Here is a 12,300-nt window from a genome sequence, read left to right as displayed (position 1 = left end):
TTCAGAGATGGCGGCGTCGGGCGGTGACGTGCCGGTCGTACTCCTCGCGGGCCTTGACCGCCGACGGGCGGGTCGACGTCTCGGCCACGGGCACATCCCACCACGCCTGGGCCGGAGGCGGGCCCGACACACTGTCTGCCGTTTCGGTCTCGACGTAGACACATGTGGGATCCGTGGCCGCCCGGGCGTCCGCGAGGGCTTCTCGCAGGTCACGCACGGTGCGGGGGCGCAGTACCCGCATGCCGAGGGAGGCGGCGTTGGTGCCGAGGTCCACGGGGAGCGGCGGTCCGGTGAAGCTGCCGTCGTCGGCCCGCCGGCGGTAGTCGGTGCCGTACCGCTCGGCGCCGACCGCCTCGGAGAGACCGCCGATGGAGGCGTATCCGTGGTTCTGCAGGATGACCAGCTTCAGGGGGAGGCGTTCCTGTACGGCGGTGACGATCTCGGTGGGATTCATCAGGTATGTACCGTCGCCGACGAGCGCCCAGACGGGCCGGCCGGGCGCGGCGAGGAGGACGCCGATCGCGGCGGGGATCTCGTAGCCCATGCAGGAGTAGCCGTACTCGACGTGGTACTGGTCGGAGGAGCGGGTCCGCCACAGCTTGTGGAGGTCGCCGGGGAGCGAGCCGGCGGCGTTGATCAGAATGTCGCGCGTGTCGACCAGAGTGTCGAGTACGCCGAGGACCTGGGTCTGGGTGGGGCGGGCGTCCTCGTCGGGGACGGCGTACGCGGCGTCGGTCCGCCGCTGCCAGTCGGCCTTCGAGCGGGACCAGTCGGCCGTCGTCCGCCGGTGGTCGCCGAGCGCCTCGGTGAGGGCGGTGAGGCCCTCGCGGGCGTCGGCGACGAGGGGCAGCGCGGCCTGCTTGTGGGCGTCGAAGCCGGTGATGTTGAGGTTGAGGACGGGCGTGTCGGGGCGGTAGAGGGTGCCCGAGGCGGTGGTGAAGTCGGTGTGGCGGGTGCCGACGCCGATGATCAGGTCGCTGGTGCGGGCGAGGGTGTCGGCGGTGGCGGTGCCGGTGTGGCCGATGCCGCCGACGTCGCAGGGGTGGTCGTACGGGAGGACGCCCTTGCCGGCCTGGGTGGTGGCGACGGGCAGGCCGGTGCGTTCGGCCAGCTCGCGCAGCGCGTCCTCGGCGCGGCTGTGCCGCACCCCGCCGCCCGCGATGATCAGCGGGCGCTCGGCGGCGCGCACGGCCCGGACGGCGGCGTCGAGTTCGGCGGCGTCGGGGCGGGGGCGGCGGACGTGCCAGGTCCGCTCGGCGAAGAACTCCTCCGGCCAGTCGTACGCCTCGGCCTGGACGTCCTGGGGCAGGGCAAGGGTCACGGCGCCGGTCTCGGCGGGGTCGGCGAGGACGCGGGCGGCGGCGAGGGCGGCGGGGATCAGGGCCTCGGGCCGGGTCACCCGGTCGAAGTACCGCGACACCGGGCGGAGGCAGTCGTTGACGGACACGTCGCCCGCGTAGGGGACCTGGAGCTGCTGGAGGACGGGGTCGGCGGGGCGGGTCGCGAAGGTGTCGCCGGGCAGGAGCAGGACCGGGAGGTGGTTGATGGTGGCGAGGGCGGCGCCGGTGACGAGGTTGGTGGCGCCGGGGCCGATGGAGGTGGTGACGGCGTGCGTGGAGAGCCGGTTGCGCTGGCGGGCGTAGCCGACGGCGGCGTGCACCATGGCCTGTTCGTTGCGGCCCTGGTGGAAGGGCATGTGCTTCTCCTCGACCAGCGCCTGGCCGATCCCGGCGACGTTTCCGTGCCCGAAGATGCCCCAGGTGGCGGCGATCAGCCGGTGGCGTTCGCCGTCGCGCTCGGTGTACTGGGCGGCGAGGAAGCGGACGAGGGCCTGGGCGACGGTGAGCCTCATGCGTATCCCTCCGTGTGGTCCGGGTGGAAGCAGATCTTCCACTCCCTTTCGGGTCCGGGACCCGCCATGACGTTGAGGTAGTAGAGGTCGTGCCCCGGCTGGGCGATCGAGGGCCCGTGCCAGCCGTCGGGGACGAGGACCGCGTCGCCGTCGCGGACCTCGGCGAGGAGCTCGGCACCGCCGGGCCGGGAGGGCGAGATCCGCTGGTAGCCGAGGGCGCCCGGGCCGGCGATCTCGTAGTAGTAGATCTCCTCCAGGACGGACTCGGTGCCCGGACGGTGCTCGTCGTGCTTGTGCGGCGGGTAGGAGGACCAGTTCCCGCCGGGGGTGACGACCTCGACGGCGATGAGCCGGTCGCAGGCGAAGGCGTCGGCCGAGGCGAAGTTCCGCACCAGGCGGGTGCGGTTGCCGCCGCCGCGGGTCTCGACGGGAACCTCCGGCGCGGGGCCGTAGCGGGCGGGGAGTCGTCGCTCGCACTTCGCTCCTGCCAAAGCGAAGCGGCCTCCCGCGCCGGAGGCGATCTGGGCGTGGGCGTCGCGGGGCACGTAGGCGAAGTCGGTCACCCCTTCGAACACGCTCGTGCGGCCCAGGAGTTCGAGGATCTCGCCGTCGACGCGCACGCTACAGGCACCGGAGAGGGGAAGCACGGCCCATTCGGAATCCCCGCTCTCGAAGGAGTGGATCTCCCCCGGTCCGAGGGTGAGGACCCGGAGCGCGGAGTACGTCCATCCGGCCCGCCCGGGGTCGATGTCGACCGTGTACGGGCCGCGGGCGGCGGTCCCGGCGGGCAGATGGAGGGAGGCGGGTCGGTCAGGGCTCATGAGCCGATCCCTACCCCTTCTCCGGGATCGTTCCCGTGCCCGCTGCGAGGGCTTCGGCGATCTCCGCGCCGTCCGGCATGGCGGAGGAGCAGGCGAGGCGGCCCGCGACGATCGCCCCGGCGGCGTTGGCGTGGCGCAGGACGGTGCCGAGGTCCCGGCCGGCGAGCAGGCCGTGGACGAGTGCCCCGCCGAACGCGTCGCCCGCGCCCAGCCCGTTGACGACCTCGACCGGCAGCGGCGGCACCTCGGCGCGGGTCCCGTCGGCGGCGAGCGCGAGGACGCCCGCGGGGCCCTGTTTGACGACGGCGAGGCGGACCGCGCCGGTCGCGAGGAGGGCGCGGGCGGCGGCCTCCGGCTCCCGTTCCCCGGTGGCGACCTCGCACTCGTCGAGGTTGCCGACGGCGACGGTCGCGTGCCGCAGCGCCTCGTCGTAGTGGGGGCGGGCCGCCGCCGGGTCCGCCCAGAACATCGGCCGCCAGTCCAGGTCGAGGACCGTCGTCCCCCGGCCGGACCGGGCGCGCAGCGCCTCCAGGGTCGCGGTGCGGCTGGGTTCGGCGCACAGGCCGGTGCCGGTCGCCCAGAAGACCCGGGCGGCGCGGATGGCGTCGAGGTCCAGTTCGTGCGACCGGATCTCCAGGTCGGGGGCGCACGGGCGGCGGTAGAAGTACAGCGGGAAGTCGTCGGGCGGGAAGAGCGCGCAGAAGGTGACGGGGGTGGGGTGCTCGGCGACCTCGGTCACCCAGCGGTCGTCCACGTCGAAGCCCTTGAGCTCGCGGCGCAGGTAGCCGCCGAAGGGGTCGGCGCCGGTGCGGGAGATCAGCGCGGTGCGGCGGCCGAGGCGGGCCGCGGCGACGGCCACGTTGGCCGCGGAGCCGCCGAGGAACTTGCGGAAGGTCTCGACGCGGTCGAGTCCGACACCGGTCTGCAGCGGGTACAGGTCCACGCCGAGGCGCCCCATGGCGATCAGGTCGTACGGCTCCGTCTCCACGCGCCACCTCTCGGCTCGGCCGCCCTCGGCTCCGCACCCAGGTCTAGTCGTCCGCCCGGAGGCGTGTCAACGATATGTCCGGACATTCGGACGACCGGACCGCTTGACGGTGCTCTCGGGCCGCGGCCAAGGTGGCAGTCATGACGAAGCCGTCGCCGCAGCCGTCGCCACCGTCCCGCATCCGTATCGGCTCCGCCCCCGACTCGTGGGGGGTGTGGTTCCCCGACGATCCCCGGCAGGTGCCGTGGCAGCGTTTCCTCGACGAGGTGTCGGGCGCCGGCTACCCGTGGATCGAGCTCGGCCCGTACGGCTATCTGCCCACCGATCCGGCCGTCCTCGCGGAGGAGACCGCGCGGCGCGGCCTGCGGGTCTCGGCGGCGACGGTCTTCACCGGCCTGCACCACGGCCCCGGCGTCTGGGACCGGACCTGGGCGCACGTCGCGGAGAACGCCGCCCTCGCGCAGGCGGTGGGCGCGGGCCATCTGGTCGTCATCCCGTCGTTCTGGCGGGACGACCGGACGGGCGAGGTGCTGGAGGAGCCCGAGCTCACCGCGGGGCAGTGGCGGGACCTGACCCGGCTGACGGAGCGTCTGGGCCGGGAGGTGCGCGAGCGGTACGGGCTGCGGATCGTGGTCCACCCGCATGCCGACACCCACATCGACGGCGAGGAGAGCGTGACGCGCTTCCTCGACGCCACGGATCCGGAGGCGGTCGCGCTCTGCCTGGACACCGGGCACTACGCGTACGCCGGCGGGGACAGCGTCAAGCTGATCGAGACGTACGGGGAGCGGATCGGCTACCTCCACCTCAAGCAGGTCGACCCGGAGGTCCTGGCGGGCGTGGTGGCCGAGGGGGTGCCGTTCGGTCCCGCCGTGGCGCGGGGCGTGATGTGCGAGCCGCCGTCCGGGGTGCCCGCGCTCGAACCGGTGCTCGCCGCCGCGTCGGCCCTGGACGTGGACCTGTTCGCGATCGTCGAGCAGGACATGTACCCGTGCGACCCGGACGCCCCGTACCCGATCGCCCTGCGGACCCGGGGCTTTCTCCGCTCGTGCGGTGTGTGAGCGGCACATACCGCCCTGACCAGGGGTGACGCACGCGGACACACCGGTGGGCGCGTGTGCCGCTTCCGTCACACGGGTCCCTCCGCCGTCACGTTCGTCTCTGTTTCGCGGGCTTTGCGTCACAGGCGTTCGACAGCCGCTCCCCTCCTGTCGGGAGCGGCGTTGCAGCGGGCACAGGCTGATTGATCGCTTGATCGCAACCGCCCGCCCGCAGCGCCCCCGAACGGCACCCCCGCCGCCGCTGCGCGGCGCGCCAGGGAGGTACCGGGCATGACGGACAGCAGGCTCTGGTCGTACAAGGACATCGCCGCACACATCAAGGTGCAGCCCGACACGGTCCGCTCGTACCGGAAGCACGGGCTTCTTCCGGCGCCCGACCACGTGGAGTCGGGCAAGCCCTACTGGTACGCGGACACGATCCGCGTCTGGGTCGCCGGCCGCCCCGGCAACCGGGCGCGCCGCGACTGACGCGCCCACGAGGACGGGCGGGACCGGACCGGGAGTCCCGGGTCCGGTCCCGCCCGTCGTGGTGCCGGGCTCAGACGAGCAGGTCGTAGATGTTCCAGCTCCAGCCGCCGGGCCGGGGGTAGTACGGCTCGCTCTTCCCGTCGAACCGCACGACGCCGTAGACCACGAGCCTGCCGTCCTTCGCGCGGGCCGCGAGGGACGGGTTGTCCTCGTAGGCGGTGCGGCCGATCTGGCCCATCCCGGCCAGCGCGGTGTAGGCGTTCCAGCCGCCGCCGACGGCGCGGCGGGGCTTGAAGGGCACGGCCGGGTCCCAGTCGTCGGCCTTCTCGTAGCGCCACTGCCGGCCGTCCGGCGTGTGGGCGATCAGGCCGTCCCCGAAGGCGACGATGCTCTTGTACGCGTTCCAGCCGCCGCCGACCCGCACCCGGCGCCCGAACGGCTGCGTGGCCAGGCCGGTCCCGGGGTAGCGCCAGAGGACGCCGTCCCGGTCGCGGGCGAACAGGTCGCCGCCGGGCAGTCCGACGAGGCTCGTGTACGCGTTCCAGCCGCCGCCGACCCGCCGGCGCGGCGCGAAGGGCGCGCTCTCGCGTCCGCTGCCCCGGTAGTACCAGAGCACGCCGTCCCGGTCGCGGGCCACGAGGTCGCCGCCGCCGGCCGCGGTCGTCCGGTCGAGCTTGGTGAGGGCGCTGTACGCGTTCCAGCCGCCGCCGACCCGCTTGCGGGGCTTCAGCGGGGCGCCGTCGCCGAGACCGGTGGCGTCGTACTGCCAGAGGACGCCGTCGCGGTCGCGGGCGTGCAGCGAGGTCCTGAGCCAGGCCTCCGGGGTCCCCTGCTCGAAGGAGAAGGCCAGTTCGCCCGTGGCGACGATCGCTCCGGTCCCGTCCCGCAGGTCGACGACGGTGGAGAGCGGGCCGAGACCGCCGAGGTCCGATCCGGCGTCGACGGTGATGTCGTACGTGACGGTGGTGGCGCCCGGCGCCACGTCGGCCGCCGGCAGGTCGAACACCAGCCAGGCGCCGTCGGTCGTCTCCGGGTCGGGCGAGTCCCAGGCGCAGGGCGCGAAGGCGCCGCCGTCGACCGCGCACGTCGAGGTGATCCGCCGGCCGGGCCGGGACGCCGGGTCCGCGGACCAGGCCCGGAAGCTGAGGCGCTGTCCGGCGATCCGCCCGGTGACGCCGGGCGGCAGGGTGACGGTGAGGCGAGTGGTGACGGGCCCCTCCTCACCGGCCGGGACGCTCAGTGCGCCGCCCTCCTGCACGATCGTGCCGGGCGCGGGCGCGGCGGCGGCCGTGGCCGCCCCGCCGGCGAGGGCGGAGGAGGTGAGGGCGAGGGCCAGGCCCGCCGTGACGAGGGCTCTGCGCGGGTGTCTCATGGCGTTACCCCAGGCTTCCGTCAGAGGAGGGTGTCGTAGATGTTCCAGCCCCGGCCGGCCTCCGTCCGGGTCGCCCCGGGCACGCCGGTGACGCCGGCCTCGTACGTCCAGAGCCGGCCGTCCCGGTCGCGGGCCAGGAGGTCCGGGTGGGTGCGGCGGCCCAGGTCGCCGGTGCCGGCGAGGGCCGTGTAGACGTTCCAGCCGCCGCCGACGCGGACGCGCGGCCGCAGCGGGACGGAGGGGTCGGAGGGGTAGCTCGGCTGGTACGACCAGAGCACCCCGCTCGCGTCCCTGGCGAGGACGGTCCGGTCGACGGCGGTCAGGGAGGTGTACGTGTTCCAGCCGCCGCCCACCCGGGCGCGCGGGCCGAAGGGCGCGGAGAGGGGGGCGTCGGCGGGGCGCGGGTAGTGCCAGAGGACGCCGTCCCGGTCGCGGGCGAGGAGTCCGGTGGGGGTGCCGGTGAGGGAGGTGTACGCGTTCCAGCCGCCGCCGATCCGCACGCGGGGCCAGAAGGGGGCGGAGAGGTCGCCGGAGCCGCGGTAGTACCAGAGGACGCCGTCCCGGTCGCGGGCCACGAGGTCACCCTTGCCCTCGGCGGTGGGCGGGCCGAGCCGGGTGAGCGCGGTGTAGCCGCCCCAGCCGCCGCCGACCCGCTGCCGGGGTTCGAGCGGCGCCGCCGGATTGCCCGTGCCCTCGTACTGCCAGAGCACGCCGCTGCGGTCGCGGGCGTGCAGCACCGTGCGGTACTGGGCGGCGGGGGTGCCCGGGACGAACTGGAATCCGGCATCGCCCGTGGCGATGCCGCGGCCCGTCGCGTCGGTGACGTCGAAGGAGCCGAAGAGGCGCAGGTTGCTCGCCGCGTAGGTGCCGGCGTCGACACGGACGGCGTAGGTGAGGAAGGGGGCGGCCTCGGCGTCGGGAAGGACGAAACCTCCGCCCCCGTAGGGGCATTCGACGAACGGGCCGCCGTTCACGGAGCAGGACCAGGTCGTGTCGTACAGCTCGTAGGGCATGTGCTCGTCGGAGCCGGGGGGCGGCCAGTCGACGTTGGACAGCAGCAGCCGGGCCTTGACGGTGCCGGTGGTTCCCGCGGGCAGCGTGGCCCCGAAGTAGGCGGTGACGGGGCCCTCTTCGCCCGAGGGGATGCGGAGGGTGCCGCCCCGCTGGACGACGGTTCCCGGGGCCGGCGCGGACGCCGGCCCCGGCGGTGGGGTGGACGCGGGCGCCGTGAGGGGGGCGGCGAGTGCCGTCGCCCCTCCGGCGGCCGGGGGGATCAGGGTGGCGAGCAGGGCGCTCGCCGCGATCAGCAGCGTTCGGGTGGTGTGCTGGTGCATGAATCCCCCCGGATTCTCGTCAGGTCACTCAGATCACGGCGTTGTAGATGTCCCAGTTCCAGCCGACCTTGGTGCGGGTCGTCGGGACGTGCCCGAAGCCGGACGGCTTGCCCCGGTAGGCGTAGACCTCGCCGTCGGTGGTGCGGGCGAGGAGGTCGAGGCCGTTCCAGCGGCCGAGGTCCTCCGTGCCGGCGAGCGTGTTGTAGACGTTCCAGCCGCCGCCGACCTTCGCCCGCGCGTCGAACGGCTTGCTCGCCGACGGCGCGACGCGGCGGTCGTTGTACTTCCACAGGACGCCGGCCTTGTCACGGGCGACCAGGCCGTCGGCGTATCCGCTGATCGTCGTGTAGGTGTTCCAGCCGCCGCCGACGCGCACGCGCGGCCAGAACCTGCTCTCGACGCCGGGGACGTAGTTCCACAGGACGCCGTCCTTGTCGCGGGCGACGAGGCCGCGGCCGTAGCCGTTGGAGGCGATGGCCGTGTAGACGTTCCAGCCGCCGCCGACGCGCACGCGGGGCTTGAAGGGGGCGGCCGGATCGCCGGAGCCCTGGTAGTACCAGAGGACGCCGTCCTTGTCGCGGGCGACCAGGTCGCCACGGCCTGCCGCGGTGGCGGGGCCGAGCGGCACGATCGCGGTGTACTGGCCCCAGCCGCCGCCGACGCGCTTGCGCGGCGTCAGCTTGCCGTCGGCCGATCCGGTCGCCTCGTACCGCCACAGGACGCCGTCCTTGTCGCGGGCGTGGACGGCGCCGCGCAGGCCCGCCTCGGGGGTGCCGAGGACGGTGTCGACGCCGGCGGTGCCCTTGGAGACGACCTTCCCCTGGGCGTCCTTCAGCGTCACCGAAAGGTCGAACGAGCCGAACCAGCTGTCCCGGGAGGAGAGGTCGAACGTCACGGCGTAGTCCAGGGTGGCCTCGGCCTCGACGGCGGGGAGGTCGACGGCCATCGGCTCGTTCGTGTAGTCCTCGTTCATGTACCACGAGAGGGGCACCGGGGCGGCCCCGTCCACCGACGCGGTCGTGTCCATCCTCGCCGCGACACGATCCGGGGTGGTGCCGGCGCCGGGCCACGTCGAGAAGGGCTTGGCGAACCCGAGCGTCGCCGTCACCGGCCCGGTCACCCCCGCCGGCAGGGTGGCGCGGAGACGGACGGTTCCCGCGCCCTCCTCGCCGGCCCACACCTTCGTCCGGCCCCCCACCTGGACGACCGCGCCCGGCTCCACCGTCGCCTCCGCCCGGTTCACCGCCGGCGCGGCCGCGGCCGCCGCTCCCCCGAGCGCCACCGGTGCGATGCCGGCGACAAGCGCCGTCGCCAGAACCAGGCCTGCACGCATTCGCGCCACGAACTCCCCCATGTTTTCAGCTCATTGACGTGAGGAGGCGGCCTCCCGCAACTCCTCGGACACCTCTATGACATCCGGGGTACCCGCAGGGTTGTACGCGTCGTTCTCGCTGATTCCGAAGCGGTCGTGGAAGCGGCGCAGCGGTCCCGGCGCCCACCAGGTGAGGCGCCCGGTCAGCTTCATCACGGAGGGGACGAGGAGGCTGCGGACCACCATCGCGTCCATGAGGACGGCGAGGGCGACGCCGAGTCCGAGCATCTTGGTGTTGGTGACGCGGGAGGTGCCGATGGCGACCATGACGACGGCGAGGATCACGGCGGCGGCGGTGATCAGGCCGCCGGTGTGGCGCAGTCCGAAGCGGACGGAGTGCTCGTGGTCGCCGGTGGCGTCGTACTCCTCCTTGATGCGGGAGAGCAGGAACACCCCGTAGTCCATGGAGAGCCCGAAGGCCACGCAGAACATGAGGACGGGCAGGGTGGTCTCGATGTCGCCGGTGGAGGTGAAGCCGAGGAGTCCGGCGAGGTGTCCCTCCTGGAAGACCCAGACGACGGCGCCGAACATCGCCGTGAGGCTGAGGGCGTTGAGGAGGACGGCCTGGACCGGGACGACGACGCTGCCGGTGAGCAGGAAGACGAGGAGCAGGGTGACGAGGACGATGATCCCGGCCGCCCAGGGCAGGCGGTCGGCGATGGCGTCCTTGGAGTCGACGAGGACGGCGGCCGGTCCGGTGACGGAGGTCGCGAACGGGGCCTCGGCCGCGCGCAGCTCCCCGACGACCCGCTGGGCTCCGGCGCCGACGGTCTCGCCCTCGGGCACCACGGTGAAGTAGGCGGAGCCGCCGCCGGCGGTGACGGGCCCCTCGGCCCGGCCGACTCCGTCGAGGGCGGAGATCCGCTCGCGGAAGTCGGCGTACTGCGCGGGGGTGGCCGTCCCTTCGGCGAGGACGGTGATCCCGCCGCCGGGGTTGCCGGGGAAGCCGTCCCGCAGCTGGTCCTGGACGACCCGGGAGGAGGCGGTGACGGGGAGCTGGCGGTCGTCGGCGGTGCCGAACCTCACTCCCAGGAAGGGCAGTCCGAGGAGGACGAGCCCGGCGGTGGTGACGATCGCGAAGACGGGCGCGCGGCGCATCACCAGGGCGGCGGCCCGCCCCCAGCCGGCGCCGGAGGTGTCCTTCCGGGGCGCCCGGCCGCGCCGGAGGAGCCGCCGCAGGTCGAGGGCGTTGACCCGGTCGCCGAGCAGCACGAGGGCGGCCGGGAGCAGGGTGAGCGCGGCGGTGGCGGCGAGCAGGACGACGGCGATCCCGGCGTACGCGAAGGAGCGCAGGAAGTACTGCGGGAAGACCAGCATCGCGGCGAGCGAGACGGCGACGGTCAGGGCGGAGAAGAGCACCGTCCGGCCTGCCGTGCGCAGGGTGGTGCGGACGGCGGTGTACGTGTCGGCGCCGGCCGCGAGCTCCTCGCGGTAGCGGCGGACGACGAACAGGGCGTAGTCGATGGCGAGTCCGAGCCCGAGGGCGGTCGTCAGGTTCTGCGCGAAGACGGAGACGTCGGTGAACTCGGTGATGCCGCGCAGGACGGCGTTGGTCCCGAGGATGGCGACGATGCCGACGCCGAGCGGCAGCAGGGCGGCGACGGCGCTGCCGAAGACCATGACGAGCAGGACGAGGGTGAGGGGCAGGGCGATGAGCTCGGCCCGCAGCAGGTCCTCCTGGATGACCGTCTGCATCTCGTGCCGGACGGCGAGCCCGCCGCCGAGGGAGACCTCGACGGGGCCGTGGTCGCCCCGGTACGTGGGGGCGATCCGGTCGAGGACCGCGGCGGCGTCCTTCTCCTCGCCGGCGATCCGGGCGGCGATCACGGCCTGGCGGCCGTCCTCGGAGCGGAGCGCGGGCGAACCGGTGGACCAGTAGGAGCCGACGCCGTCGACGCCCGGTTCGGCGTCGAGCCGCTCGGCGAGCCGCCGGGCCTCGGCGGCGACGGCCGGGGCGTCGACCCCGGCGGCTCCCGCGTCGACGAGGAGCAGCACGTTCGGCTGGGAGCCGGGGAACTGCCGCTCCAGGGCCTCGGTGGCGTACGTGGACTCGGCGGCCGGGTCCTCCCAGCCGCCGCTGCCCATGCGGTCGGCGACGCCTCCGCCGGCGAGGACCGCGAGGGCGGTGAGCACGAGGGCGACGAGGAGGGTGAGGCGCGGCCGGGCGGTCACGAACCGCGTCCATCCGCCGCCGCCCCCGCCGCCGGCAGCTGATTTCTTGACTTCGGACATGACGCGGTGTCCCCTTCACCGTGGCCCCCGCACGCGCTTCCCGGCAGGTCGCAGGGGCCGTCCATTGCCATAGACTGGCAAACACGAGTGATCACTCGCGTTTTCTAAGAATGCGAGCGACCTCTCGTGTTTGTCAAACGTGTGAGGAGAGCTGGGGACACGTCATGTCCGAAGAACCGAAGCCGCGCCGCCGTCAGGCACGCGGCGAGCGCCGCATCGCGCAGCTGCTCCAGGCCGCCGCGAACGTCTTCTGCGCGTACGGGTACACGGCGACCAGCACCAACGCGATCGCCCGGGAGGCGAGCGTCTCGCCCGGCACGCTCTACCAGTACTTCCCGAACAAGGAGGCCATCGCGATCGAGCTCGGCGAGCGCCTCCTGACCGAGATGCGGGAGGCCCACGGCCAGGCGTTCACCCCGGCGAACCTCGCGCTGCCGCTGCCCGAGATGCTGGACGTCGTCGTCGACCCGATGATCGCGTTCAACTGCGAGAACCCCGTCTTCCTCGCCCTGATGCACGGCTCCGAGGTGCCCGGCCGGATCGCCGAGGAGCACGACGCCCTCCACGCCAACCTGCTGAACTCGGTGCGGGACGTGATCGCGCACTTCGCCCCCGAGCTGTCCCCCGAGGAGCGCGCCCGGATCGCCGACATGACCTTCGCGATCTTCAAGGGCGGCCTGGGGCTCGTCCTGGCCGCTCCCGAGGGCGCCGAGCGGGAGGCGACGATCGCCGAGCTGAAGACCGTCCTCCTCCGCTACCTCTCCCCGCTGGTCACCGTCCCCCACTGACCGGCGGACCGG

Annotated in this window: 10 protein-coding genes; 3 read left to right on the top strand and 7 right to left on the bottom strand. The window is 73.9% G+C overall.

Features of this window, described 5'->3' with window-relative positions; all coding sequences use genetic code 11:
• Nucleotide 1: 1 nt before the first annotated feature.
• Genes iolD through iolC form a run of 3 tightly spaced genes read right to left on the bottom strand, consistent with a single transcriptional unit; the run spans nt 2 to nt 3,631 of the window.
• Nucleotides 2–1,852, bottom strand: a complete 1,851-nt coding sequence (gene iolD / locus IE237_RS10890; protein ID WP_189801704.1) for a 3D-(3,5/4)-trihydroxycyclohexane-1,2-dione acylhydrolase (decyclizing) — start codon at nt 1,850–1,852, stop codon at nt 2–4.
• The gene (gene iolB / locus IE237_RS10885; RefSeq protein WP_189801703.1) at nt 1,849–2,673 is read right to left on the bottom strand and encodes a 5-deoxy-glucuronate isomerase; all 825 of its coding nucleotides are present in this window, start codon (nt 2,671–2,673) and stop codon (nt 1,849–1,851) included. The genes iolD and iolB overlap by 4 nt, the downstream gene beginning before the upstream one ends.
• A 10-nt stretch (nt 2,674–2,683) precedes the next feature.
• Entirely contained in the window at nt 2,684–3,631 is a 948-nt protein-coding gene (iolC, locus tag IE237_RS10880; protein WP_189802529.1) for a 5-dehydro-2-deoxygluconokinase, read from the bottom strand.
• Nucleotides 3,632–3,801: 170 nt separating this feature from the next.
• On the opposite strand from iolC, the gene IE237_RS10875 reads away from it, so the two are divergent.
• A complete protein-coding gene (locus IE237_RS10875) occupies nt 3,802–4,722 on the top strand; it encodes a sugar phosphate isomerase/epimerase family protein (RefSeq protein ID WP_189801702.1) in 921 nt (306 codons plus the stop codon).
• 270 nt (nt 4,723–4,992) lie between these two features.
• Nucleotides 4,993–5,190: a helix-turn-helix transcriptional regulator gene (locus tag IE237_RS10870; protein WP_189801701.1), complete on the top strand. Its 198-nt coding sequence runs from the start codon at nt 4,993–4,995 to the stop codon at nt 5,188–5,190.
• 70 nt (nt 5,191–5,260) lie between these two features.
• On the opposite strand, the gene IE237_RS10865 is transcribed toward IE237_RS10870, so the two are convergent.
• From IE237_RS10865 to IE237_RS10850, 4 genes are read right to left on the bottom strand one after another with little or no spacing between them, the layout of a single operon-like run.
• Nucleotides 5,261–6,562, bottom strand: a complete 1,302-nt coding sequence (locus tag IE237_RS10865; RefSeq protein ID WP_189801700.1) for a tachylectin-related carbohydrate-binding protein — start codon at nt 6,560–6,562, stop codon at nt 5,261–5,263.
• 20 nt (nt 6,563–6,582) lie between these two features.
• Nucleotides 6,583–7,896 (bottom strand): tachylectin-related carbohydrate-binding protein, encoded by a 1,314-nt coding sequence (locus IE237_RS10860; protein WP_189801699.1) that lies wholly within the window; start codon nt 7,894–7,896, stop codon nt 6,583–6,585.
• Nucleotides 7,897–7,924: 28 nt separating this feature from the next.
• A complete protein-coding gene (locus tag IE237_RS10855) occupies nt 7,925–9,229 on the bottom strand; it encodes a tachylectin-related carbohydrate-binding protein (RefSeq protein WP_189801698.1) in 1,305 nt (434 codons plus the stop codon).
• A gap of 30 nt (nt 9,230–9,259) precedes the next feature.
• The gene (locus tag IE237_RS10850) at nt 9,260–11,500 is read right to left on the bottom strand and encodes an MMPL family transporter (RefSeq protein ID WP_189801697.1); all 2,241 of its coding nucleotides are present in this window, start codon (nt 11,498–11,500) and stop codon (nt 9,260–9,262) included.
• Nucleotides 11,501–11,664: 164 nt separating this feature from the next.
• Here IE237_RS10850 and IE237_RS10845 point away from each other — a divergent pair, with 164 nt between their 5' ends.
• Nucleotides 11,665–12,288, top strand: a complete 624-nt coding sequence (locus IE237_RS10845; protein WP_229842570.1) for a TetR/AcrR family transcriptional regulator — start codon at nt 11,665–11,667, stop codon at nt 12,286–12,288.
• Nucleotides 12,289–12,300 lie beyond the last annotated feature (12 nt).

Source organism: Streptomyces tanashiensis (assembly GCF_014648895.1).
Lineage (GTDB): Bacteria > Actinomycetota > Actinomycetes > Streptomycetales > Streptomycetaceae > Streptomyces > Streptomyces tanashiensis.
The sequence above is the reverse complement of the archived record's forward strand: the minus strand, read 5'-3'. Positions and strand labels throughout refer to the sequence as shown.

What these genes read in the sequence shown, in the direction of transcription:
- IE237_RS10850 (WP_189801697.1), bottom strand. Translation starts at nt 11,500, where the DNA reads ATGTCCGAAGTCAAGAAATCAGCTGCCGGCGGCGGGGGCGGCGGCGGA.
- IE237_RS10870 (WP_189801701.1), top strand. Translation starts at nt 4,993, where the DNA reads ATGACGGACAGCAGGCTCTGGTCGTACAAGGACATCGCCGCACACATC.
- iolB (WP_189801703.1), bottom strand. Translation starts at nt 2,673, where the DNA reads ATGAGCCCTGACCGACCCGCCTCCCTCCATCTGCCCGCCGGGACCGCC.
- IE237_RS10845 (WP_229842570.1), top strand. Translation starts at nt 11,665, where the DNA reads ATGTCCGAAGAACCGAAGCCGCGCCGCCGTCAGGCACGCGGCGAGCGC.
- IE237_RS10860 (WP_189801699.1), bottom strand. Translation starts at nt 7,896, where the DNA reads ATGCACCAGCACACCACCCGAACGCTGCTGATCGCGGCGAGCGCCCTG.
- IE237_RS10875 (WP_189801702.1), top strand. Translation starts at nt 3,802, where the DNA reads ATGACGAAGCCGTCGCCGCAGCCGTCGCCACCGTCCCGCATCCGTATC.
- IE237_RS10855 (WP_189801698.1), bottom strand. Translation starts at nt 9,229, where the DNA reads ATGCGTGCAGGCCTGGTTCTGGCGACGGCGCTTGTCGCCGGCATCGCA.
- IE237_RS10865 (WP_189801700.1), bottom strand. Translation starts at nt 6,562, where the DNA reads ATGAGACACCCGCGCAGAGCCCTCGTCACGGCGGGCCTGGCCCTCGCC.
- iolD (WP_189801704.1), bottom strand. Translation starts at nt 1,852, where the DNA reads ATGAGGCTCACCGTCGCCCAGGCCCTCGTCCGCTTCCTCGCCGCCCAG.
- iolC (WP_189802529.1), bottom strand. Translation starts at nt 3,631, where the DNA reads ATGGGGCGCCTCGGCGTGGACCTGTACCCGCTGCAGACCGGTGTCGGA.